Below are 25,342 nucleotides of genomic sequence, written 5' to 3' on the forward strand. Positions count from 1 at the left end.
CGATTTAAGAGCTGTCTATATTAAACAGCTCTTTTTTTACTTCACTTTTAAGATTTTTTATCCTGGTCCGTTCCCCATTTGTGCATCTCTTCTAAAACAGGTTGTAACGTCATACCTTTCTTGGTCATCGAATATTCAACCTTTGGAGGTATTTCATTATATTGCTTTCTTTTGATCAATCCATCTTCTTCTAATTCTTTTAGCTGCTGACTTAGTACTTTATGTGTAACTCCTGGCAGCAGACGACGTAATTCATTATAACGGTAGGTGCCTTCCACACATAGATGCCATAGAATCACGGTTTTCCACTTACCACCGATTTTGTTTAACGTATATTCAATTGAACATTTCAGTTTGCCTTTGTCATCAACTTGAACGTTATTCTCCAAGCGTTTACTCACTCCTTACTTACTTTTAAGTTAGTGTCTCACAAAAAAGTGCGCTCTTACATAATCAAATCTTACGGATATATAATAAGGATTGTCAAAAGATAAACAGGAGGAATACAAGATGCAGCCATATCCAAGAACATTTTCACATATCGGACTTTCCGTGCCTGATTTAGAAAGAGCTGTAAAATTCTATAAGGAAGTATTCGGGTGGTATGTCATTATGGAACCGTCTGAAGTGCAGAATGACGATTCTCCAATTGGACAAATGTGCCGTGATGTATTTGGAGATGATTGGGAACGTTTTAGAATCGCGCATTTATCAACGGGGGACAAAATAGGAATCGAACTTTTTGAATTTCCTGAGAATGAACAACCCGAAAATAATTTTGAGTATTGGAAAACAGGTATATTCCACTTCTGTGTGCAAGATCCTGACATCGAAGGAATTGTAGAGAAGATCAAAGAATACGGTGGTAAACAGCGTATGCCTATTCGTGAATATTATCCGGATGAAAAACCGTTCAAAATGGTCTATGTCGAAGATCCTTTCGGAAATATATTTGAAATTTATACCCACAGCTATGAGCTGACCTATTCTGCAGGAGCTTATTAATGAAAAGTATGTTATAAGTAATGCTCTAAACCCTGCTATAGTGGAATCTATCTCCAATAATAATTTGTGTTTTTTTAAAGTTTACATCTAAAACCCCTCTTAAGAGTTCACTAAACTTAAGAGGGGTTTTTTATTAGTTTTCCGAAAGTGAAGGCGTGTATACCACTTCTAAGTTCAAATCCATTACTACTCTTACGCCTAAGGTAACAGATTCATTGGCCCGCACGTACGTTGGTTTGAGAGAGGGGGAGGAGGGCTTGTCACCTCCTCCTACTAGATTTTACATATAGATGAATTGTGTTAATGCGAGTTTTATATTGGTTAAATTTAATCATTCGTTTTGAAAATGTATGGTCACTTTATCGAGATTTTCAAAAGCAGACTGAAGTTTCTTTTGATAGTTCGGTTGTGAAGTCGCAATCATCAGATCATCAACCTCTATAGTGACCTCCGCACTTTCATTCATAACATGCTGTGATTGTTTAATTAATTCATTAATCACCCAAGCGCGTAGTTTTTCCTTATGTTTAACTTCCTGGCTTTGTTCAAACTGTACAGTTAAAGCAAGGTCTTTTTTAGTATCATTAATATACTTGTTCACTGAATCATGATTAAAGATATCTTTAACATGTTTCTTAATCGTGCTTTTCTTTACTTTATTGTTCGGATGTTCCTTAGCAGCTTCATCTAAATTAATAGCAATAGAAGCTTTTTGGTTCGATTCCTTTTGCATTGTCACTACATCATTTTCCGCAAGAGCTTTTGATGAGCTTGAGACTTGAACAGGGACATTGACATCATCAAGGTTGATGTGGCCAAATCCTCCTGTACTTTGGTCAACGAGCTGAATGTATAGTTTTTCACCAATATACTCCGAAGCATCCCATTCTAAACGCCGATAAGCTTCGTCATTTTGACCCGTTGCTTTTTTCAGAATTTCTCCGGTGGAAGCATTTATCAGGGCGACGTAAAGCTTGTCCTTGTCATCTCCACCAGAGGTGAGGAAGTCAATTTGACCATTCCCCCCAAGAGTGAATGTTTCAGATTGTAAGACTCCTGTCCCTGCGTCACCGATCTCAGGGTTGTAGCCCCACAAATGATAGCCTTCGGGATCCAGGCTCGTTGTGGCTTGAGAGAATGGACCACCCCAGCCCCAATTATCTGCATTGGTTACATGCTCATCTGAGAAGGTGTTACCTTCTATCACTTTCCATCCTGTTAAGTCACCTGTCTGGAAGTCATGATTTGTTAATTCTTCGTGCGGGATTTCTTCTTCTTTAGGTTCATGATAAGCAGGAGCTTCTTCACCGTAAGCTGAGTCCATTTCCCATATTTTCATAGACTCAATTTTAGCTTTGCCTTGTTTGCTCCAAAGTTTTATGCCGAGAGCATCGGAACGGGTTGGGTAAGCACGGGTGGTAATGCTCTTCTTACCATTCGCGTAAGCTTCAATCATAGAGCGGTCTACATATAAGGAAAGTTTAAGATTTTCTCCATCTAATTCTAATTCTCCTGAGTTGCTCGTTTTTTGAATGTCAGGATTTAAGCTCATTTTAGTGGCGTCGACTCCGAATTGTTGCAGGTTTTCATCGTAATAAACCCCTACTTGTTCTTCACCATCTGCAGTTCTACGGACTTGAATGCCGTATTCATCAGCTGTATCTGCTTTAATCTCAAGTTCTATTTCCAGAGTATCTCCTTCAACATTCTCTAAGATCTCATTCGCTTTTGGAATGGACTTGTTTTTGAAGGAGGCCAATTGTTCACCTCTAAGTGAATCTATTTCTTTGATTGGCTCAATGCCTAATTCGTTGTTGTCTTGAAGTGAAAGGGAAAGCGGCAGTCCAGCATTGTGTGCCCAACCTGCATCATAATGTTGCTGTTCGCTGCGGCGGTCTTGACTGATCGTAAACAGGGTGGATTTTCCGGATTCATCAACCATTCCGCTTGGGCCTGTTAAGTGCTCTCCGTAATCAAACAGTCGAGGCTCTTCGTGATCAGGGACAAATTTATTTGTTTCTTTATCCCATGTTCCTATCCAATGAAAAACGTATTTTACATTATGCTCACTATATTCACTAAACCATGGGTTAATGAAAAAGGCGTATTTCTGATCACCGTTAGAGTCTTCTCCAACAGGTAGCATAACGGGAAGTTCCCACACATCTCCTGTTTTAGGGTATTCTGAAGTATTCCCGGAGAAGAAGGGACCTTCGTAATCCCAGTTCTTTAAATCTTTGGATGTATAAAGGAGAGCGGTTCCTCCGACGTCTTCAATGCCTGATCCCACCAGTTGATAGTAGGTTTCGCCATCCTTCCATACATAGGGATCTCGGAATTGGCCAAACATGATTTCCCCTTCTTCTGCAGCCAGACCATTTTCTTGAACCGTTACAGGCTCGTCGTACATTTCCCATTCTTTAAGCATTGGATCACTTGGATCTGCAGCTGTTGCCAGTCCTGTCATCTGATTAGGTGTTTTACTGTCGTCACCAGCGGTAAATAATAGAGCTGGATTTCCGTCAGGACCAATGGTAGAGTCTCCAGACCATACGCCATCAGGTGAAACTCCTGAAGGGGCAAGGGCAACGGGTGCGTCTTCCCAGTGAACCATATCATCACTTACCATGTGGCCCCAGTGAATCTGATGCCAGTAAGGACCTTGCGGATTATGCTGGTAGAAAATATGGTACTTTCCATTGTACTTAAGGGGTGCGTGAGGTTCGTTCATCCAATGTCCGGGTGCCATCATATGATATTGTGGACGATGCCGGTCTCCGTCGTATACAGATCGGTCTAAATCAAGGTTGGGATCCGGAAGCTTTTGGTCCTGATATGTTGAAACAACTTTATCATAATTTCCTTTGACTTCTTCTTCCGTTAAAGACTCATTATGAATTTTGACTTCATCCATCAGTCCATTGAACATGTTGGCTTTGAAAGCTGTTACAGAAGCAGCTTGATTATGTTTTCCAATCATTAATGGGTTATTAGAGGGTGTAATATAAGTATTTTCTGGTATCTTTTGAACACCAACAGACTCTCCATTCAAGAAGAGTTCCATTTGATTTTTTTCTTGATCAATAGTAGCTGCAATATAGGACCATTGATCTTTCTTGAGCGGCTTATCTTCATCAGCCCAGACTTCATACCAGTCTCCATCCATTCCAGCTTGAAGGGACCATTTACCATGTCTGCCCATACCGAGTATATATCCTTCTTGTGTTTTTTTATCGACCTGGTTTACGATTGCAGACATTTGTCCTAAATCGCCCCACTCGTAGGATCTTGGCGCCACCCAAGCTTCAATGGTCAGCTCATTTTTAGGTTTCATCGCTTCTTCTGCAGGGCGGGTGACCCAAGTAGAGTAACCGTCGTATAAGAGCGCGCCTTCTTTTATTCCTTGTTTCCATAATGGATCAGTGGAGGTTTTATATTTAGCATCATTGAAAACATATTCTACCAGGTCTTCTTGATCGCTTGCTTCATCATAAGCGAATTTCCCTTTTTGCTCATCGAATGCCCAATAATGTTGGACTCCTTTTTCCTCTTCTGAATGATCATCTGTATTGTATACACGAAAATCGTCGACATTAATGTGACCAAATCCCCCGGTATGCTGGTCGACAATTTTTATATATACTTTCTCACTAATAAAATCTGATGCATCCCATCGGACCCGTCGGTACTTTTCACTGTCCGCGCCTGTAGCTTTAAAAAGCTCTTTATTATCAGAAGAACGAACAAGTGATACATATAATCGATCTGAATCTTGTCCACCGCCGATAAGAAAATCAATTTGGCCGTTTCCCCCCAGAGTGAAGGTTTCAGATTCGAGAATTCCGGTTCGAGCATCGGCATTCGATTCTTCATCTGCACCACTGAAGCCCCAAAGGTGGTAGGTTCCTTCATGACCGAATGGCCCACCCCAAAATTCTTCGGTATCTGTGATAGGCTCATCAAAAGCTGTGCCTTCTTTTGTCCAGCCAGTTAAATCACCTGTTTCAAATCCAGGATTTGTTATAGTAGGAGCTTCTTCATCATTTGAGAGTTTGCTAGTTTCACTTGCCTCTAAGTCACTCTCACTGAAAAAAACAAAACTGATGAGCAGCATAAAAAAAGTTGTAAAACCAATAGTCATCTTCCTCATGACATCCCTCTTTCCAGTAAAATTTATTATTAATAGAGATAAAACAGACAATAAGCAAACGATTACGTAAACGATTACGTAAGATCTAAAAAAATATGTTGTTAGAAATAACTATTTTTGATACCGCTTTCATCTCTATTAATTAATAATAATTACATAGAAACACCCTTAATTCATCCTTTTATTGCAAAAAAATTCAGAATAATTCTAAAGACTCATATTGATTCGTGTATATTATCTGGAGAGTCTATGGGGGGCAGATATGAATACTTAGATGATCTCTGCTGAAATTTAAAGGAATAATACAAATGCTAGAATAAGAGGAGTTAAACTTACTACAAGGATCGGAAAAGTTTTAATTTATACATAATGCTTCCACCCTATTCAACACGTTTGAAATTTAGTGTAATAAAGGATGTTGACATGCAGCACAATAATTAGAGAGAGGAGGACGTTCGTAAAATATAAACAAGCTATTGACGAAAGCGCTTACTTCATTTACTATTTACTTAAGGTAAACGATTACGTAATCGTTTGCTTCATCCTCAGGAAAGAGGGATTGTCCTATGGCTTCGATTAAAGATGTTGCAACGAAAGCAGAGGTGTCTACTGCTACTGTATCCCATGTTATTAATGGTACTCGCTATGTAGCAGATAAGACAAAGGAGAAAGTATACGCAGCCATGAAAGATTTGGATTACAGTCCAAATATGGTGGCACGCAGTTTAAGAAGTCGAAAATCAAATACAATTGGTCTTCTTGTTCCATTATTAGCTGAAGATACGTCGAATTTCTTTTTTATGTCCATTGCCAATGGAATTGAACAAGTACTTAAGGAAAATGGGTATAACTTAGTACTTAGCAATTCGAATGAGAATGCAGCTATGGAAAAGGATCAGATTAAAGTATTTAACCGTCAGCATATCGAGGGATTAGTAATAGCTCCAGTTAATGGAAAGGAGCACAAATACGAAGATCAGTTTAATGGCGAGTATCCTGTAGTCTTCATTGATCGACGTCCTCAAGGATATGAAGGTGATACGATTCTCGTCAATAACTGTCAAGGAACGAAGGATGCTGTGAACGTACTAATTAACAAAGGGCACGACAAAATAGGATTTATTACGGGGACTTTAGGAATTACAACAAGTGATGAAAGATTAGAAGGGTACAAGGAATCTTTAATTCAACATCACATTGCTTTTAATAAATCTTATATAAAAGAGGGACCAGCTACTTTTCAAGAAGGTTATCAACTGGCTGAAGAGCTTTATAATGAAGGAGTAACTGCATTGTTTGTTGCTAATAATGTAATGACAATGGGAGCCGTGTCTTACTTGCAAACTAATGGAGTTAAAGTACCCGATCAAATGGCAATTATAGGGTATGATGATTATGATTGGATGAAGATCTCTTCTCCGCCTTTATCTGTTGTGCGGCAGCCCGCTTTTGAAATGGGAAAGGCTGCGGTTGAACAATTGTTAAAGCGTATCCATGGAGATACTGAAGGCGCAAACGAAGTGATGTTAGACTCTGAATTGGTAATAAGAGGTTCCTGTTAAGGTACCTTCTTATTTTTAGCTATAAAGTAATCGTTTACGTAATCGTTTACTACTTAAAGGAGGTGAGTGAAAGCTTATCTTGTGTAATCTTATATTTTTACTTTATAAAAGGGGGAGAAACAGTTGAATAAGTTATCAATCTTTTTATTCGGTTTTATTTTGTTATTTTTAGCGGCATGTTCTAGCAATAGTGAAGGTACATCGGGGAACTCGTCAGAAGATGGAAGTACAGAAGATGAAGATACAGTTGAAACCGGTGAAGTGGAAACTAATGTAGAGGCTACAGGTGATGAAGATGTTGTTCTTGATTTCTGGATTCACCAGACAGGCGAAGATGAAACAAATGCTTACATCGAAAGAATTGACGCATTTAACGAAGAGCACGAAGACATTTTCGTGGAAGCGGAAGTCATCATTGATGATGGAGCAAGCGCTTACAGTGACAGTATTAACGCAGCGCTAGTAGCAGGAAATCTTCCGGACGTAATGGCCATTGATGGGCCATATGTATCGAGCTTTGCAGATGCAGGAGTAATTCGTCCAATTGATGAGTATATCGATGAGGAAACAAAAAACCAATACGTAGATTCTATTATTCAACAAGGTACTTACCAAGATAAGCTTTATTCACTAGGAGCCATGGAAGCTTCCGTAATGCTTTATTACAACAAGGATATTTTTGAAGAAGAAGGAATTGAAGCAGCAGAATCATTAGATGAAGCGTGGACGTGGGATGAATTAATGGAAAATGCTAAAACTCTAACCACAGAAGATCGTTATGGCTTAAATCTATTCATGAACGAGGGTGTTGGTGAATGGCTGACGTTTATGGGAGCTCCTTTTACTTGGTCAAACGGCGGATCTCTCGTTTCTGAAAATGGCATGGAAGTGGATGGTCACTTAAATAGTCCAGAAACCATTGAATCGTTAAACTATGTTAAATCTTTATTTGAAGAAGGCGTCGTAAGTGAAAGCCCTAGTCAAACTCAGTTTGAAGAGGGAGATGCAGCGATGGCACTCGGCGGTCCATGGATTTCTGTTTCTGCAGAAGAAGCCGAATTAAACTGGGGCATGATGCCTTACCCTTACAAAGATGAGAAGGTTTCGCCTTCTGGAAGTATGGCTTATGCCATTACTGAAAACACTGAGCATCCTGAAGAAGCTACAGAATTAATGAAATGGATGACAAATGAGGAGTCTGCGATCACGGTATCTGAAGCAACTGGAATGCCTCCTGCACAAAAATCAGCGTTTGACTCTATGGAAAAATACGACGAATTACCTTACAGCATTATGAAGGAGCAAGTACTGGAAACGGCTCACGCTAGACCTTCTACGCCAGCATATCCTGTTGTGACTGATGCTTATGCGCAAGCATTTCATGCCGCAGCTTTAGGTGAAGATGTAGAAGCGGTTATTGATCAGCAGATCAATCGAGTCGAGAGAGAAATGAAACGCTTTAAGGAGTAATTTCAACTAATTGAGGGGGCAGTAAGCGATCAGCTGCCCCTTTTAATGTTCAGGTAAGGAGGTTAATCATGAAGAAATCTAACAGTTCTTCAGCAGAACAGTTGAACACTAACGCCAATGAAGATTCACGGGGCCACCTTCAAGTAGCTGATAAAAAGCCTCGATACAAAAAGAAAAGAATGAAGTCTCAAAAGTTCAGGGAAGCTGCCACAGGCTATTTTTTCTTGGCTCCAGCTTTGATTTTATTAGGAATTTTCTTGCTTTATCCTATGGGAGCAGCTTTTTATTACAGCTTTACTGATTTTTACATTTTAACTCCTAATGATGTTTCTTTCATTGGGTTTGAAAACTTTTCCTATATTTTGAGTGATGCGGAGTTTCGTCAGGCCTTTTGGAATACTGTTTATTTTGCGGTCATCGTAGTCCCTGTTCAGTTAGCGGTAGCTTTAGGACTGGCTTTACTTATTAATAAGAAAATTCGGTTTCGTGTATTTTTTCGTACCGCATTCTTTTCTCCAGTAGTCATGTCATTGGTTGTCGTATCGATCTTATGGACATTTATGTATAACCCTAACGAGGGTTTGATTAACGAATTACTTGGCTTGTTCGGCATACCTGCTCAGCCTTTCTTGAACAGTCCTGATCAAGCAATGAATTCAATTATTGTTATGTCCGTTTGGCAGGGCGCCGGTTTTCAAATGATGATTTTCTTGGCTGGGTTACAAAACATCCCAACCCATTTGTACGAAGCTGCCGATATTGATGGAGCGAGTAAATGGCAAAAGTTTTTAAATGTTACGCTGCCCGGTCTACGGAATATCGCTTTATTTATTTTTATTACGATCACAATAGCTGCGTTTAAATTGTTAGTCCAACCGATGATTATGACCCAGGGAGGTCCGTTAGGGACAACAAAATCGCTCGTCTATCATATTTATGAGACCGGATTTAATTATAGAGACGTAGGTTATGCCTCAGCGATGGCCGTTGTTTTTACAGTGATTGTGTTGGCTGTCACCATTATCCAACGCATGCTCACACGTGAAGAAGGGGGAGTGTAGGGATTATGAAACAAACTCTCACACAAAAGATTATTCTCTATGTCACGCTATCTATTATAACCGTCATATTTTTATTTCCTCTGATTTGGATGCTCGTTTCCTCTATGAAAAATGAATTTCAAATTTTTAGAGATATGACATCGCTTAAAGCATTCTTACCTCCTTTGCCTAGTGAAGTGGAGGGAGGGTACTTTCACAATTACGTGGAAGCCTTTCAGCGTGTGGATCTAATGCGGTACATCGTAAATAGCCTGATCTACACTATTGGAATTATTATCCTTGGGTTAATTGTTAATTCCATGGCTGGATATGCACTGGCGCGATTTAAATTCCCACTTGCTGGTTTTTGGCTTGGGGTAATCATCGCCACACTGATCATTCCCCCTGAAAGTATTTTCCTCCCGCTGTACGTACTTGTTTATGACTTAGGCTGGGTAAATACGTATACAGGTTTAATCGTTCCATTTATCGCAAACGCATTTGCTATCTTTTTGTTCAGACAGTTCTTTTTAGATTTTCCTAGGGAACTTGAGGAAGCAGCTAAGATCGATGGGTGTTCGCAAATTGGCATCTTTTTTAGAATTGTTGTTCCATTATCTAAGCCTGTTTTTGCTACAGTAGCCATTGTTCTATTTATCAATCATTGGAACGATTTCTTGTGGCCGCTTGTTGTGGCTTCTGATGAAAGTATGCGGACCATTCAAATTGGCCTTCAGTACTTCATGAATGATCCACCCATCAGGTGGGGGCAAGTGATGGCTGCTTTGACTGTGGCAACTATTCCAATGCTCATTATATTTACCTTCTTACAAAGGTATTATGTGCAGGGACTTACACACACGGGTTCTAAGAATTAATTGTGAAGAAGGAGACCTGATTATATGGAAAAAAACAAAGAGTTAGTAAAAACAGAGAAATATAGACCTCATATACATTTCACACCTCAAGAAATGTGGATGAATGATCCGAATGGACTCGTCTATTTTGAAGGGGAGTACCATTTATTCTATCAGTATCATCCCCATAGCAAAAAGTGGGGACCCATGCACTGGGGCCATGCAGTAAGTAAGGACTTATTAAAGTGGGAGCACTTGCCGATTGCTCTTTATCCTGATGAGTTAGGATATATTTTTTCAGGAAGTGTAGTTGTCGACTGGGAAGATACGAGTGGATTTTTCGATGGAGGCCATGGTCTGATTGCGGTGTTTACTCATGCCAAAGAAGAACTTCAGCGTCAAAGTATTGCCTATAGTAATGATCAAGGGCGTACGTGGAAAAAGTATGAAGGGAATCCTGTAATCGAGAACCCAGATATAAAGGATTTTCGTGATCCGAAAGTGATGTGGCACGAAGCTAGCAGTCAATGGACTATGGTTCTAGCAGCAGGGAAAAAAGTAATCTTTTATACGTCTCCTGATCTAAAATCATGGTCATGGGCAAGCGAATTTGGAGAAGGGTGGGGCGCTCAAGTAGGTACATGGGAATGTCCCGATATTTTCCCGCTCCACCATCAAACGACTGGGGAGCAAAAGTGGGTGCTCCAAATTGGAATTGATGCGGGGGGACCTGCAGGCGGCTCAGGAACGCAATATTTTATCGGTGATTTTGATGGGAAAACATTCTCGCCTGAACAACGTAAGAATGAGATTTATTGGCTAGATTCAGGCAAAGACTTTTACGCTGCTCAGTCTTTCTCGGATGTACCAGATGAGCAAAGAATTGTTCTTGCCTGGATGAGTAACTGGCAGTACGCCAATGAAGTTCCGACACACCCCTGGAGAAGTGCTATGTCAATTCCAAGAGAGCTGTCGCTTCAAACTATTAATGGAAAGAATCGGGTTATCCAAACTCCGGTAAACACACTCGAGGAAAATAAAGAACCTTTCCACTCACTTTCCTCATTTGAATTAGGACAGGGAGAAGAAGTAGAGTTCAAACAGCCCAGGGCACCTTTTAGGGTAATGGTGGAAGTTGAATATGACGCTGGATTTGAAATTCAGCTGTTCGCAGGGGAAGATGAGAAAAAATTCAGTATTGGTCTAAACGAGGAAGAGGTCTATTTTGAGCGTGATTTTGGTGAAGAGACTCCATTTTCAAGTGATTTCACTGGCAGATTCCATCAGCATCTGCTTTCCTCAACGAATAAAGCTAAGCTAAGCATTTTATGTGATGAATCATCCGTGGAAGTTTTCTTAAACGAAGGTGAGACAACTTTAACGAATTTGTATTTGCCGGTTCAGAAAACAGAACAACAAATTAACATGCGCTCAACCGATGGAAAAACACTCGTTCATTCAATCCAAATTGATCAATTCAATTTAAATAAGTAAAGGGAGTGAGAGAATGACAGGTACAGGAGGCTGGATTTATAACGTTTGTGATTGGGTCATGCGCTTAGCAATTGTCAATTTAATATGGATCATGCTCTGTCTTGCTGGGGGAGTAGTGTTAGGTATTTATCCGGCTTCTGTAGTTTGCGCCGGACTGCTTATTCAATGGATGTCCGGAGAGCGGCCTGCTTCTCCTTTTTCTTATAGCTTTAAAGAGTTTAAACGCTGCTTTTGGAGAGCTAATCGTATTTTCTTGATTTCGATGGTCCTCCTTACAATCTTAGCCGTAAATACTTTAATTAGCTTACAGTTTGAAGGTGTTTGGTTTTACTTATTTCTAAGTAGTACATTTATGCTTGCTTTAGGGATCATATTAACCCTCAGCCTCGCCCTTCTGCCTTTGAGTGCAGGACAAAAAGGCATAGAGTCAGTGAAACAAGCTGTACACTTTATGCTGGTCCATCCAGGGAGAGTACTGGGCCTTATCACAGGTGCATTTATAGCAGCGATTACGATACGATTGATTCCGGGATTAATTCCTCTCTTCTCCGTTAATTTATTATTACTAGTGACCGTTTTCATATTCCACGGTCCTTACTTTAAACGTGCTACTACCACGATTTAAGAGCTGGATAAATTAAACAGCTCTTTTTTTTATTTCATGGATTAGAAATGAATACTAACAACCCTGAGCCACTACTTCACTTCTAGGGGAATGGAACATAGGAATAAAATGAGGTGTCCGATGCAGGTTTGTTCATTAATATTATTCCATTCTTATATTTACATAAGCTAACTCCAGGCTTATAATGAAATATAAATTTCATATATCATTATAATTTGAATTATTCATTTCATGAGGAGCGAATATCTATGAACAAAGAAGACGGTTTAAATCGTGCTATAGAAAATTACTTAGATAAAACCCCTGGTTCTAAGGATTTTTTTAGTCAGGCTAAAGAAGTAATGCCTGGTGGAGTAACGGCTAATATTAAATCATTTGATCCCTATCCCGTTATTATGAAGAAAGGTAATGGTGCTTATTTATATGATCTTGATGGTAACGAATATATTGATTACCTTCTTTCTTATGGTGCGTTAATGCATGGGCACGGACATCCCGAAATTAATAAGGCCATCCATAACCAAATTGAAGAAGAGGGTACTAGTTTATTTGGAACCCCACACTTACTTGAAGTAGAGATGGGAAAGAAAATTCAAGAATTGTATCCAAGTATGGAATTGCTTCGTTACACGAACTCAGGTACAGAAGCAACTCTCCTGGCCAATCGTATGGCCTATGCTTACACGGGGAAAAACAAAATAGCTAAGTTTGAAGGGCACTATCATGGTGGATATGATCAAGTTCTACTTAGCGTAAACCCACCTATTGACGAAGCCGGACTTCCTCATAAACCGAATGCTGTCATTGAATCTAGTGGAGTAGACTCTTACCACCAGGAACATACAATAATTTTGCCATTTAACGACTTGGATGCAACAGCTGAAATTTTGTCAAAAAGAAGAGATGAAATTGCTGCTGTTGTACTTGAGCCAATTCAAGGTGGGTTTATCCCTGCTGAACAATCGTTTATGGCTGGGTTACGGAAAGTGACGGAAGAATTAGATATCCTGCTTATTTTTGATGAAGTGAAAACAGGATTTCGGCTAGGTCTTGGCGGGGCTCAGTCGCTCTATAAGATAAAGCCGGATATTACTGCCCTTGGTAAAGTGGTTGGCGGGGGATTCCCGGTAGGAATGATCGGTGGCAAAAAAGAAGTCATGATGGTAAGTTCACCTAAAGCTTCTTCCGATGTGTTCGACTCGAGTCAAAGTTTAAAATCGAGTGCGAAAGAAGTATTATTTCATAGTGGAACGTATAATGGTCATCCCTCGATTCTTGCTGCTGGGCTAGCAACAATCCACCACTTAGAAAAGGAAATCAATCATGTGTTTGCAATTACTAATCAATTAAAAGAAGGAATTAACAAGTTGTTTGCGAAGCGTGGAGTTGCCATGCAATCAATCGGTTTGGGCTCCATTTTCAATGTAGTCATAACTGAGCAAGACAAAATACTGAATTATCGACAGCTGCAGCAATCGAACTTTAGGATAAGGAAGGAAATCGATTTTCGTTTGTTGTGTGAGGGGATTTATACAAAACCATTAAATCGTTATAGTCTTTCTACCGTTCATGGTAAGAAGGAGATTAACCGCACCCTTGACGCTTATGATCGGGTATTAACGCAGGTATTTTAACAGAGGAAGGGTTTGAGTGATGGAAAACGTCTACCACAATATTGCTGGTAAAACTGCAAAGATGAGTAAGTCACAGTTAAAGATAGCGAAATATATGTTGGAAAACCAAAATGCAGTGTCATTTCTAACGGTAGGTAAACTGGCAAAAGTTACGGAGGTAAGCGAAGCAACCATTGTGCGGTTTGCAACCTTTCTTGGATATACCGGCTATACGGAATTACAACAAGAAGTTCAAGCCTCTCTAAAACACCAATTAACCACTTCCGAAAGGCTAAAAATATCCAAACAGGTCTATGACGAAAAAGAAAAGGGCGTAGATGAAGTTTTTCGTGATGATATGGAAAATATCAAAGCAACAATGGAAGAACTGGATTTAGATGACTTTCATAAAGCGGTCAATTATATATTGAATGCCAACAAGATCTATATTATTGCAAATCGCAGCGCGATGTCGTTAGGTGTATTTCTTCAATATTACTTATCTATGATATTAGATAATGTGGAACTGCTTCATTCAGTTGAGAGCGCATCTGATTCACTTTATAAGGTAAATCAACATGATGTTACTATAGGTATCAGCTTTGCCCGTTATACGAAAAGTACGACTGACCTTTTTTCCTACATGAAAGAAAAAGGAGCTAAGACGATTGCAATTACGGACAATTTAGTATCACCTCTTATTCCGCACGCAGATGTTCCGCTCAAGGCGACGAGTCAAATGCCAACATTCATTGACTCCTTTGTAGCCCCTTTGAGTTTAATAAACGCCTTAATAACTTTTGTTAGTAGAGAAAAGCAAGAAGATGTTCATGAGAGATTAGAAGGGTTGGAAGATATTTGGAGACATTTTGATGTATTCTCGGAGTAATAATTTGCTGATATTTGATAGGGAGTCAGTAATCAAGTGTGTACTAAGATTAACTGAGGTTGATAAAGAGGGTTTGTACAGAAAATTATTATAATTTTTAAACAGCCTCTTAAAAGTTCAGTGTGAACTTTTAAGAGGCTTTTCATTTTAAGGCAAACTTACGTAGGTAGCTTACCTTTTGCTATCTCCAGAAATGTTATTGGATAGAACCAGGATAGTGGAAGACTCAACTTCAAGGTTTATACCATTTGAACCCAAAATTCACTTATTTCTTACGTGTTTAATAGACGTACATTATCTTCTCTCCAAAATGATGAAACCAGAAGGAGCCAGATGAATATTATGGTCCTTCATGTTAGAGTCTTCATCCACATCCACCACTTGCTTAATGTTTTCTTCGAACCTTAAATCGTAGGCTTCTGTCGTCGGATTGATCAGGAAAATCATGGACTGAGTTTCAGAGATTTTTTCGTAAGCAAGCAGTTCGTCTCCGTAGTCCACAAATGAAAACTCTCCATCGTTACCGAATGCTGGTGCGGTTTTTCTTAGTTTAATCATTTTTTTGATGAAGGCAAACAGTTCTAAATCCTGGTCTTGTTCCTCCCAGACCATGCATTTGCGACAGCCTGGATCTTCTCCTCCTGTCATTCCGATTTCGTCTCCATAATAGATGCAAGGGGTGCCCGAATAAGAGAGTTGGAATAGGTACATGAGCTTTGCTGCTTTTTTGTCTCCCTTTGCATAAGTTAGAACTCGCGGGGTATCATGACTGTCCAACAAGTTGAACGAAACTTCATTCACAGATTCAGGATACATATGCTGTACATGTGTCAGTTGATTCTTAAAGTGAGAGAGTGTGATATTCTTTTTCGCAAAAAAGTCGACGACTGCATTAGTAAAGGGATAGTTCATGACTGCATCAAATTGATCCCCTTGCAGCCATGGCATGGAATCATGCCATATTTCCCCTAAAATATATGCGTCTGGTTTTGCCTCTTTGACGGTATGCCGGAACTCCCTCCAAAATGCATGATCGACTTCATTGGCCACATCCAAGCGCCAGCCATCAATATCGAACTCTTCAATCCAATAGCGGGCAACCTTCAGGAGGTATGCTTTTACTTCAGGGTCTTCGGTGTTTAATTTCGGCATGCTTGGGACAAACCCGAATGCATCATAGTTTGGGAGCGGTTCTGTGACCACTTTGTTCTCTTTTAGATGGAACCATTGTGCGTATTTGGATTCTGTCCCTTTTTCAATCACATCCTGGAACGGTTCAAAGTAATACCCGCTGTGATTGAAAACAGCATCCAGCATGACTCGTATTCCACGGTCGTGGCATTTGGAAATCAGCTTGCGAAATGTCTTTTTGTCACCAAATTGTGGATCGATCTCCATGTAATCAATCGTGTCGTATTTATGGTTGGAGTGAGCTTTGAAAATCGGGGTGAAATAGATTCCATTAACCCCAAGCTCCTCCAAGTAATCGAGATGGTCGATCACGCCCTGAAAGTCTCCTCCAAAGAAATTAGTCGGTGTCGGGTCTTTGCTTCCCCAGACAACTGTACCTTCAGGATCCAAAGACGGGTCTCCATTGGCGAATCTCTCTGGGAAGATTTGATACCAAATCGTTTCCTTCACCCAATTGGGAGCTTCGAACGCATCAATTGGATTTAAAAAAGGAAAGCAGAAATGATAATCGATTCCTTCGACTGGGACTTTTTCATAGAATCCTTTTTCTGTATAGACGGTCTGTTCCGTTTCATCCTCTAGTAAAAAGGAATACCGCAGTCTGCGATAGAGAGGCTGGATCGAAGCAAACCAATAATCGAAAAGATCATCGCTTCCCGTTTTTTTCATCTCAGCTCGCTGGGTTTGCCATTCTCCTTTGTTCCAATCATAAGGATCTCCGTGGATGAGAGAGACCTTCTTGACATCATCTTTTTTTGTGTGCAGGCGGATATGGATGGTTTCTTTGTCGTACGCGTAAGCATAATTGTTTTTGGGGCGGTGGTAGACGGCTTCCTTTAACATGTATTTTCATCCTTTCTGTACAATCGGTTGCGCAAATAGTTATATAGAAGTTTAGTTTACACTACATAAAAATATAGATTAGAACTCTTTAAGTCAATGAATACGTGAAAACGTTAACTATAATTTACCATAAATTCAAATAAAGTTTAAGAAAACGCTTGCATTATATAAGGTAATTTGTATAATTAGAGTCAAGATGTGTGCAATCGGTTTCACTAGATTGCATGGCACGTCCTAGGAAACTATTAGGGGGAGATGGAGTATGAAAAAGTGGTTGAGTCTATTGTTTATCGCTTTTCTTACCGTTGCGATGCTGGCGGCTTGTGCGCCGGATCGTGAAGAAGAAAGCACAGGAGGAGACAGTGAAGGGAATTCTTCTGAGTCATCTGAAGACGGTATGCCTGAGAAGCCTGAGAAACTAGTCATCTGGGAAGACAAAGATAAAGCTGTGGGGCTTGAGCCTGCAATTGCCAGCTTTGAAGAAGAGCATGGTATTGAAGTCGAATTCAAAGAATTGGATATGGCAACAAAAATGGGAGAGCAGCTTCGTTTGGATGGACCTGCTGGGACAGGCCCGGACATTCTGACTTTGCCACATGACCAAATCGGTCAATTTGCTATTGAAGGTCTGTTATCTCCAATTGATGTAGATAGTTCTGTTACAGATATTTACACAGAAGCATCTATTCAAGCGCAAACGTATGAAGGAGAGCTTTATGGTTTGCCGAAATCAACAGAGACGCCTGTTTTCATTTACAACAAAGAACATATGGATGAGGTGCCGGAAGATTTCGATGAACTGTTCGAGTTCACAAAAGAATTTAATGAGGGTGACCAATATGGATTCCTTGCTCTTTGGGATAACTTCTACTTTGGAAATTCGATTATGGCTGGATACGGCGGTTATGTTTTCGGTGAAGAAGAAGGTACACTAAATCCCCAGGATCTAGGTTTGAACAATGAAGGCTCCATTGAAGGTGCTGAATACATTCAACAATGGTATGAGGAAGTTTTCCCATCAGGAATCGTCGGGGAAAGCGGTGGATCTGCTAAAGACGGACTTTTTCAAGAAGGTAATGTTGCTTCTATGATGGATGGTCCTTGGGCTTACCAGGCTCTGAATGAAGCAGGAATCGACTATGGGGTTGCCCCACTTCCGAAATTACCAAATGGAGAGTATCCACAGACATTTGTTGGAGTAAAAGGCTGGCACTTGTCTTCTGCTTCTGAAAACAAAGAGTGGGCGACTGAATTGCTGACGTGGATCACAAACGAAGAAAATGCGAAGATTCGTTATGAAGAAACAAATGAAATTCCACCAGTGACTGCATTGATTGAAGATCCAATCATCGCTGATAACGAAAGAGCACGTGCAGTGGCTGTTCAATCTGAGCGCGCGGTTCCAATGCCGAACATTCCAGAAATGGGAGAAGTTTGGGAGCCTATGGCACAAGCATTGCAAGTCATAGCAACAGGCAAATCAGAACCGGAAGATGCTCTGAATGATGCACAAGATACAATAAAACAACAAATTGAATCCAACCACTCTGGGAATTAATTGATTGGGCAGAGCAGTTCCCGGCATTTCGGGTGCTGCTCTCCTTATTAAAATACATATTTATAATTGCATAATGACTAAAGTGAGAAGCATTTGCGTTCATCGAGTGACATTCTGACACTTTTGTCTCGGTACATATAGAAAGGAGATTGAACATGGGGGAGCAAGAACGACAACCAACTACTAACCACCGAAAGATTGCATTAGCGCTCTCAGTCATTCCGGGTTTAGGTCAGTTTTACAATAAGCAGTGGCTGAAAGGTGCCGGTTTTTTCATTTTAATAGCCTCTTTTTTCATTGCTTTTTCCGATTTGCTGCAGTTTGGGTTTTGGGGTCTGATTACGCTTGGAACCGATCCCGCTTACGATCATTCCATCGTTTTGCTTGTGGAGGGGATCTTGACTTTGATCATTACCATCCTCGGTGCAGCTTCCTATGGATTTAATTTAAGAGATGCTTTTAAAGTGGGAAAACAAAGGGATTTCAATGAAACGCCTAACTCCATTCGAGCACAATACCAGAACCTGGTCGGCGGCGGTTTTCCTTATTTAATGATGACACCTGGTTTTTTACTGCTCGTGTTCGTTGTTATTTTTCCGATATTGTTCGTTATCCTACTTTCTTTTACAAACTATGACTTGTACCACTCACCTCCAGCTAGCCTTGTGGATTGGATTGGTATTCAAAACTTCATCGATATTTTCCAGATTCCGATCTGGCGTGAAACATTCTTCAGTGTGTTGGCTTGGACGATTATTTGGACGTTCGGTGCGACTACTTTACAAATTGCGCTCGGTATTTTCCTTGCTGTACTGATGAATCAAAAAGGGATCATTCTTCAAAAGACGATCCGCACGATTTTCATTCTTCCTTGGGCAGTGCCTGCTTTCGTATCGATTCTTGTCTTTGCAGGGATGTTCAATGAAACGTTCGGAACCATCAATCGTGATATCCTTGCTGTCTTTGGGCTTGGGGATATTCCGTGGCTGACGAACCCGACTTACACGAAAATTGCGTTGATTCTGATCCAGACATGGCTCGGTTTCCCGTTCATATTTGCGATGGTCACTGGTGTGCTCCAGTCGATACCGAACGAATTGTACGAGGCAGCAGATGTGGATGGAGCTTCAATTTTCCAAAAATTCAGAGGCATCACATTGCCGCTCGTCCTTTATGCAACAGCTCCGATACTGATCACTCAATACACGTTTAACTTCAACAACTTTAACGTTATCTTCCTTTTCAATGGAGGTGGTCCAGCTGTACCGGATCAAAATGCCGGAGGAACGGACATTTTGATTTCCTGGATCTACAGCTTGACCATGACTTCTGCCCAGTATGGAAAAGCAGCAGCCATAACGATGATCTTATCCTTGATCGTCATTTCTGTAGCCTTGTGGCAATTCAGAAGAACGAAATCATTCCAAGAAGAGGATATGATGTAATATGAGAAATAAAAACCGTATTATACAACTGACATTTTCGTACGCAGTGATTTTGGCTATGATCGTAATCATTTTATATCCGATCTTGTGGATCGTAGGGTCATCGTTCAACCCGGGAAACAGCTTATCTGGTTCTTCGATTATTCCAAAAGACGCAACCTTGGAGCATTATAAAGAGTTGTTCGATCCAGAACAGAGTGATTATTTGATTTGGTACTGGAATACGATCAAAATTTGTATTTTGACGATGGTTTTTTCCGTGGCTCTCGTATGTATGACCGCTTACTCTTTTTCCAGGTTTCGTTTTGTCGGACGTAAAAATGGGTTGATGACGTTCTTGATCTTGCAGATGATTCCAAACTTTGCTGCTTTGATCGCGATTTATGCGTTAGCCAATCTGACAGGACTACTGGATACACACCTGGCTTTGATTCTTGTTTATACAGGTGGAGCAATCCCGATGAATACCTACTTGATGAAGGGATATTTGGATACTATACCGAAAGAGTTAGATGAATCGGCACGTATGGATGGTGCAGGCAACTTACGTATTTTCTGGCAGATTGTCATGCCTCTTGCTAAACCGATGATTGCGGTCATATCGCTGTTCACATTCATCACACCTTTTACGGACTTCATCCTGGCCCGGATTCTACTTCGAACAGAAGAGAAATTCACACTTGCGGTTGGTTTATATGAACTCATTGCCGACCAGTTCGGAAATGAATTCACACTCTTTGCCGCAGGCTCTGTATTAATTGCGTTACCGATTTCACTTCTTTTCTTATCTCTTCAGAAATATTTCGTTTCTGGTTTGACAGCAGGGGGTACGAAGGGATAATCTGAAAGACATATGAATGAAAGGGAGAAGCGGAGAAGCATACTTCGGTTCTCCTTTTTTATGATTTGATGAAAGCATCGACATGATATAATACAGGAAGTAACTTATAGAAGGTGATCGTATGGGAGTGACCATTAAGGAAGTGGCAAAGGCAGCAGGAGTGGCACCATCGACGGTATCCCGTGTCATCGCGGACCACCCGAGGATCAGTCCGGCAACGAAGAAACGGGTGAAAAAAGCGATGAAGGAGATGGGATACCATCCAAACGCTAATGCGAGGAATTTAGCGAATCGTTCAACACAGTCGCTTGGGGTTGTCATGCCATCCAGTGCTGATAAAGCTTTACAAAATCCTTTCTTTCCAGAAGTGCTGCGCGGAATCAGTGCCGTTGCTCATGAAATGGACTATTCCATTTTGCTATGTACGGGAGAGACAGATGAACAAATGTTAGAAGCGGTCGAGCGAATGGTCTACAGCAACCGAACAGATGGCATTATCTTGCTATATTCTCAAGTGAATGATCCAATCATGGCCTTTCTGATCGAGCAGAATTTTCCGTTTGTAGTTGTGGGGAAACCTTCAGAACGTGTAGATGAAATAACCCACGTGGATAATGACAATGTCCGTGCTGGGAAAGAAATTACGAATCACCTGATTGAGATAGGGCACGAATGTATTGCTTTTATCGGTGGTTCAACCGACCGTATTGTAACCATCGATCGGATGAAAGGATATGAATCAGCGTTAGAAGAAGCTGGACTTCCTTATTTAGACGAGTACCGGATTCATACGGAATTTCTTAAATCAGGCGGTCGTCAAGCTGTCCATGAACTATTTTCTCTGCCTCAGCCGCCAACGGGACTTGTCATAGCGGATGATTTGATGAGTATCGGGGTGGTAAACATGCTCGAAGAATTGGGGATGCATGTGCCTGAGGATATTTCGATCGTGAGTTTTAATAACGTATATTTATCAGAAATCACTCGCCCGCCTTTAACCACCGTCGATATTCATATTCATGGGCTCGGCAGTCAGGCGGCGAAATGTTTGATTGAGAAAGTGAAAAACAAAGAAGAACCGGCGAAGCGGATTATTGTTCCATTTGATATCAAATACCGTTCTTCTACACAAGAAAAAGAAGCACCAACTGAAGTGTAAAACTCAGAGGTGTTTTTTTTTACTTCTAAGGGACCCCTTCATCATATTTAAAACCCGTGGCACTTTGTATTGGAATCACCATAGGCTTAAAAGTTTACAATTAATATATATCAGACGTATAAGAGTAGGGAGTACAAGATACCTTGTACTCCTTATTTGATATACTGACCTTACATAAAAAGGAGAGGATGGATGAGATGGATTTACAGTTGCAAGGCAAGTCTGTAGTCGTAACAGCAGCAAGCAAAGGGTTAGGTAAAGCAACAGCTCTGGAATTTGCTAACGAAGGGGCCAGCGTGCTCATTTCAAGTCGCAATGCAGAGGAATTACAACGCACTGTAAAAGAAATTATTGAGCAGTCAGGGAACGAAAATGTGGACTATGAGGTTTGTGATGTGACGAAACCTGATCATATTAAGAAACTGGTGCAAAAAGCGGTGAACTGGAACGGGACTGTCGATGTTCTCATCAATAATGCCGGAGGGCCTCCAGCTGGGACGTTTGATGATTTTTCTGATGAAGATTGGCAGCGAGCTTTTGAACTTAATCTACTTAGCTTTACGCGGACCATCCGGGAAGTGCTTCCCCATATGAAAAAGCAGCAAAGCGGACGTATTATTAACATAGCTTCTTCTTCTATCAAGCAGACCCTGGACAATCTAATCCTTTCGAATACTTTCAGGGCAGGAATAGTGGGCTTATCTAAAAGCTTATCTCAAGAATTAGCAGCCGATCATATCCTGATTAACACCCTAGGTCCGGGGAGAATTGCAACGGATCGAGTGGAAAGTTTAGATCAAGTAAAAGCCAAGTCGCTTGGTGTTTCTGCTGAAGAGGTGAAAGAGGAGGCTGCTCAAGCTATACCATTAAAGCGCTACGGAGAGCCTGAAGAGTTTGCCAAAGTCGTCGTGTTTTTAGCCTCTGGAGGAAATACGTACGTAACGGGTCAGTCGCTCGTAGTAGATGGAGGTCTCGTGAAAGCATTGTAATACGAAGGGAAAGTCTCTCGTTACTAAGGAGTTAGATAATTTTTTACAATGGTAGATACTCGTTAGAATAAACGTTTCACTAATATAGACATACAAAAAGAAGCTTCTCAAAAGTTTACGTAACTAATGAGAAGCTTCTTTATTATTGTTATTTCTTTAATATAGACTGTCTAATAACTTCCTGCCAATTTAATCTTGTTTATCTTTCGGCAGAAATTCGAATATTTTACCGCTTCTTATACTTTCAACTAAATCATCCAACCAGTGATAGTATGTTTTAGATTCTTCTAATTGATCATAGTACTTCTTTGCTTCTGCAACAATATCTGGTGTACTGGTGGAATCTTTTATGACATTTATGAAATCTTCTTGCGCTTCCTCAATGGCTTCTAAATTCATTTTAACTTCTCGTTCCCACATCTGGCAGTAAAACGCCATAAAAGAACGGAAGAAATTTTTCTCGGCTACATACGTATGTTTTCTGGAACCTCGTGTGAATGTTTTTTTTACCATCTCTATTTCCTGGAGCCTGCGGACGCTGGTACTCATACTCGGTTTACTCATTTCGAGCTCCGTGCGCATTTCATCAAGCGTCATCTGATCTTTGAAGTACATCGTCGCATATAAATTTGCGGCAGCTGGTGTTACCCCATATAAATCCATAGTCTCTGCAATGGCGCCGATAACTTTATATTTGGCTTCTTCAATTTTGGCTTCGGTTCTTTCATTAGATTCACTCATAAGGTCGCTCCTTCAATATACAGTAAATCACGTTAAATATTTAAAATAACTTCTTTACAGACAATTGTTAACGCGTTCGGACAAAAAGTCAAATAAAAAATGTCCACTACCTGACTATACATAACCATTACAGCTAGTGTGAAGTCTTTCCATATTTTAATTTGGATATTTTTTTGACAGCCATAAAGAGACATGTTAGTGTTAAAAAAGTTAAATAAATTCTTAACAAACTTAACTTACTTCAAAAATGGAGTTGATCAAATTGAACCTGAACTTAAAACTACAACAATACATTAATGGTAAATGGGTAGGCGCAAATTCGGAGAATACGCGTAATATTATTAATCCATTTAACCAGGAGATTATCGCCGTTGTTCCAGAAGGTGATGAATCAGATACAAAAGAAGCAATTGCTGCAGCAAGAGAAGCCTTTGACAACGGAGAATGGGCTGCTACCCCGGCAACTGAACGCGGAGCCGTTGTAAGAAAAATTGCTGAATTAATAGAAAGAGACACAGAAGAACTGGCTTATTTAGAATCATTGGATACAGGTAAAACGATGGAAGAAAGCCGTGGAGATATGAATGATATCGCTGGAGTGTTCCGTTATTATGCAGAACTTGCAGATAAAGATGGCGGCGAGCTGATTGATTCTCCAGTACCAAACTCGATCAGTAAAGTGGTTCATGAACCAGTTGGTGTTTGCGGGCAAATTACCCCTTGGAATTATCCTTTGCTTCAAGCGTCCTGGAAACTGGCTCCAGCGCTGGCGACTGGAAATACTTTAATCATGAAGCCGAGTGAAATCACACCACTTACTACTATTAAAGTGTTTGAACTGATGGAAGAGGCGGGAGTGCCTAGTGGGGTTGCTAACTTAGTACTTGGTGCAGGCGGTACAGTCGGCCAGGAGCTGTCTGATAACACAGACGTAGACCTCATTTCTTTCACTGGCGGCATTGTTACAGGGAAGAAAATTATGCAAGCGGCAAGCGTGAATGTGAAGAAGCTCGCTCTTGAGCTTGGCGGAAAAAACCCAAATGTTATTTTTGCTGATGCTGACTTTGATATAGCTGTCGACCAAGCGTTAAACGGTGTATTCTTCCACGCAGGACAAATTTGTTCCGCTGGTACAAGACTGATTGTTGAAGAAAGCATTCACGATGAGTTCGTTAACGCGCTTGTTGAACGAGTGAAGAAATTCAAGTTGGGAAGCGGATTTGATGAAGATACGCAAATGGGACCGCTTATTTCAGCTGAACATCTTGCGAAGGTAGAAAAGTATGTAGAAGCGGGGATTAAAGAAGGAGCTACTTTAGCAGTTGGCGGCAAACGTCCTGAAGATCCGAAATTGCAAAATGGCTTTTTCTTCTTGCCTACTGTTTTCACGGACTGCACTACTGACATGACCGTTGTTCAAGAGGAAGGCTTTGGTCCAGTTATTACCATTGAGAAATTCAGTACAGAAAAAGAAGCAGTAAAGCTTGCTAATGACTCGATCTACGGACTTGCTGGCGGTGTTTTTACAAACGATATTGCAAAAGCTGAACGCTGTGCAGCGAAGATGCGCATGGGTACGGTTTGGATCAACGAATTCAACCTTTATTTCCCACACGCCCCATGGGGTGGATTTAAACAATCTGGTATTGGACGCGAGCTAGGCAGACTTGGCATGGAAGAATATACAGAAACAAAGCATATATTCCAGAACCTTAAACCTGAATCTATGAACTGGTTCTAAGCTGACAGTCTATTATTCATTCTCTATATAACCATTAGGTGGAGGAAATTCATACTCCCTCTTAAAGCTCAATCTAATGAAGTGTTCTTAAATAAATCAAATAAATACCAACTATTACTAAATTTTATA

General features: G+C 40.5%; 19 protein-coding genes. 15 read left to right on the top strand and 4 right to left on the bottom strand.

Annotated elements, in window-relative coordinates:
• Positions 1–47: 47 nt before the first annotated feature.
• On the bottom strand, positions 48–389 hold the full coding sequence (locus O2Q26_RS04885; RefSeq protein WP_289214827.1) for a winged helix-turn-helix transcriptional regulator: 342 nt from the start codon (positions 387–389) through the stop codon (positions 48–50).
• Positions 390–510: 121 nt separating this feature from the next.
• Between O2Q26_RS04885 and O2Q26_RS04890 the strand changes: the two genes are divergently transcribed.
• Positions 511–1,005 (top strand): lactoylglutathione lyase family protein, encoded by a 495-nt coding sequence (locus tag O2Q26_RS04890; protein WP_253936696.1) that lies wholly within the window; start codon positions 511–513, stop codon positions 1,003–1,005.
• Between the two features lie 331 nt (positions 1,006–1,336).
• On the opposite strand, the gene O2Q26_RS04895 is transcribed toward O2Q26_RS04890, so the two are convergent.
• A complete protein-coding gene (locus tag O2Q26_RS04895; RefSeq protein WP_289214828.1) occupies positions 1,337–5,155 on the bottom strand; it encodes a GH32 C-terminal domain-containing protein in 3,819 nt (1,272 codons plus the stop codon).
• Positions 5,156–5,721: 566 nt separating this feature from the next.
• On the opposite strand from O2Q26_RS04895, the gene O2Q26_RS04900 reads away from it, so the two are divergent.
• From O2Q26_RS04900 to O2Q26_RS04935, 8 genes are all read left to right on the top strand, one after another.
• Positions 5,722–6,717, top strand: coding sequence for a LacI family DNA-binding transcriptional regulator (locus tag O2Q26_RS04900; protein WP_289214829.1), 996 nt, complete (start codon positions 5,722–5,724; stop codon positions 6,715–6,717).
• 123 nt (positions 6,718–6,840) lie between these two features.
• On the top strand, positions 6,841–8,187 hold the full coding sequence (locus tag O2Q26_RS04905) for an ABC transporter substrate-binding protein (protein ID WP_289214830.1): 1,347 nt from the start codon (positions 6,841–6,843) through the stop codon (positions 8,185–8,187).
• A gap of 68 nt (positions 8,188–8,255) precedes the next feature.
• The gene (locus tag O2Q26_RS04910) at positions 8,256–9,248 is read left to right on the top strand and encodes a carbohydrate ABC transporter permease (RefSeq protein WP_390216803.1); all 993 of its coding nucleotides are present in this window, start codon (positions 8,256–8,258) and stop codon (positions 9,246–9,248) included.
• A 5-nt stretch (positions 9,249–9,253) separates the two neighbouring features.
• Positions 9,254–10,105, top strand: coding sequence for a carbohydrate ABC transporter permease (locus O2Q26_RS04915; protein ID WP_289214831.1), 852 nt, complete (start codon positions 9,254–9,256; stop codon positions 10,103–10,105).
• Between the two features lie 24 nt (positions 10,106–10,129).
• Positions 10,130–11,578, top strand: coding sequence for a glycoside hydrolase family 32 protein (locus O2Q26_RS04920; RefSeq protein WP_289214832.1), 1,449 nt, complete (start codon positions 10,130–10,132; stop codon positions 11,576–11,578).
• A gap of 13 nt (positions 11,579–11,591) precedes the next feature.
• Positions 11,592–12,203 (top strand): YesL family protein, encoded by a 612-nt coding sequence (locus O2Q26_RS04925; protein WP_289214833.1) that lies wholly within the window; start codon positions 11,592–11,594, stop codon positions 12,201–12,203.
• Between the two features lie 248 nt (positions 12,204–12,451).
• A complete protein-coding gene (locus O2Q26_RS04930; protein WP_289214834.1) occupies positions 12,452–13,837 on the top strand; it encodes an aspartate aminotransferase family protein in 1,386 nt (461 codons plus the stop codon).
• A 19-nt stretch (positions 13,838–13,856) separates the two neighbouring features.
• Positions 13,857–14,705, top strand: coding sequence for a MurR/RpiR family transcriptional regulator (locus tag O2Q26_RS04935; RefSeq protein WP_289215307.1), 849 nt, complete (start codon positions 13,857–13,859; stop codon positions 14,703–14,705).
• A gap of 294 nt (positions 14,706–14,999) precedes the next feature.
• On the opposite strand, the gene O2Q26_RS04940 is transcribed toward O2Q26_RS04935, so the two are convergent.
• Complete coding sequence (locus O2Q26_RS04940) at positions 15,000–16,739, bottom strand: glycoside hydrolase family 13 protein (RefSeq protein WP_390216804.1); 1,740 nt, start codon at positions 16,737–16,739, stop codon at positions 15,000–15,002.
• Positions 16,740–17,001: 262 nt separating this feature from the next.
• On the opposite strand from O2Q26_RS04940, the gene O2Q26_RS04945 reads away from it, so the two are divergent.
• From O2Q26_RS04945 to O2Q26_RS04965, 5 genes are all read left to right on the top strand, one after another.
• Positions 17,002–18,297, top strand: a complete 1,296-nt coding sequence (locus O2Q26_RS04945) for an extracellular solute-binding protein (RefSeq protein ID WP_289214835.1) — start codon at positions 17,002–17,004, stop codon at positions 18,295–18,297.
• Positions 18,298–18,452: 155 nt separating this feature from the next.
• Positions 18,453–19,742, top strand: a complete 1,290-nt coding sequence (locus O2Q26_RS04950; protein WP_289214836.1) for a carbohydrate ABC transporter permease — start codon at positions 18,453–18,455, stop codon at positions 19,740–19,742.
• A gap of 1 nt (position 19,743) precedes the next feature.
• Positions 19,744–20,583: a sugar ABC transporter permease gene (locus O2Q26_RS04955; RefSeq protein ID WP_289214837.1), complete on the top strand. Its 840-nt coding sequence runs from the start codon at positions 19,744–19,746 to the stop codon at positions 20,581–20,583.
• Between the two features lie 121 nt (positions 20,584–20,704).
• Entirely contained in the window at positions 20,705–21,742 is a 1,038-nt protein-coding gene (locus tag O2Q26_RS04960) for a LacI family DNA-binding transcriptional regulator (RefSeq protein ID WP_289214838.1), read from the top strand.
• Between the two features lie 197 nt (positions 21,743–21,939).
• The gene (locus O2Q26_RS04965) at positions 21,940–22,731 is read left to right on the top strand and encodes an SDR family oxidoreductase (RefSeq protein WP_289214839.1); all 792 of its coding nucleotides are present in this window, start codon (positions 21,940–21,942) and stop codon (positions 22,729–22,731) included.
• 189 nt (positions 22,732–22,920) lie between these two features.
• On the opposite strand, the gene cudC is transcribed toward O2Q26_RS04965, so the two are convergent.
• Positions 22,921–23,472, bottom strand: coding sequence for a choline uptake/conversion transcriptional regulator CudC (gene cudC / locus O2Q26_RS04970; protein WP_289214840.1), 552 nt, complete (start codon positions 23,470–23,472; stop codon positions 22,921–22,923).
• 268 nt (positions 23,473–23,740) lie between these two features.
• Between cudC and betB the strand changes: the two genes are divergently transcribed.
• Complete coding sequence (gene betB / locus O2Q26_RS04975) at positions 23,741–25,213, top strand: betaine-aldehyde dehydrogenase (protein WP_289215308.1); 1,473 nt, start codon at positions 23,741–23,743, stop codon at positions 25,211–25,213.
• The last annotated feature ends 129 nt before the right edge of the window (positions 25,214–25,342 follow it).

Source organism: Halobacillus campisalis (genome assembly GCF_030345335.1).
Classification (GTDB): Bacteria; Bacillota; Bacilli; order Bacillales; family Halobacillaceae; genus Halobacillus_A; species Halobacillus_A campisalis.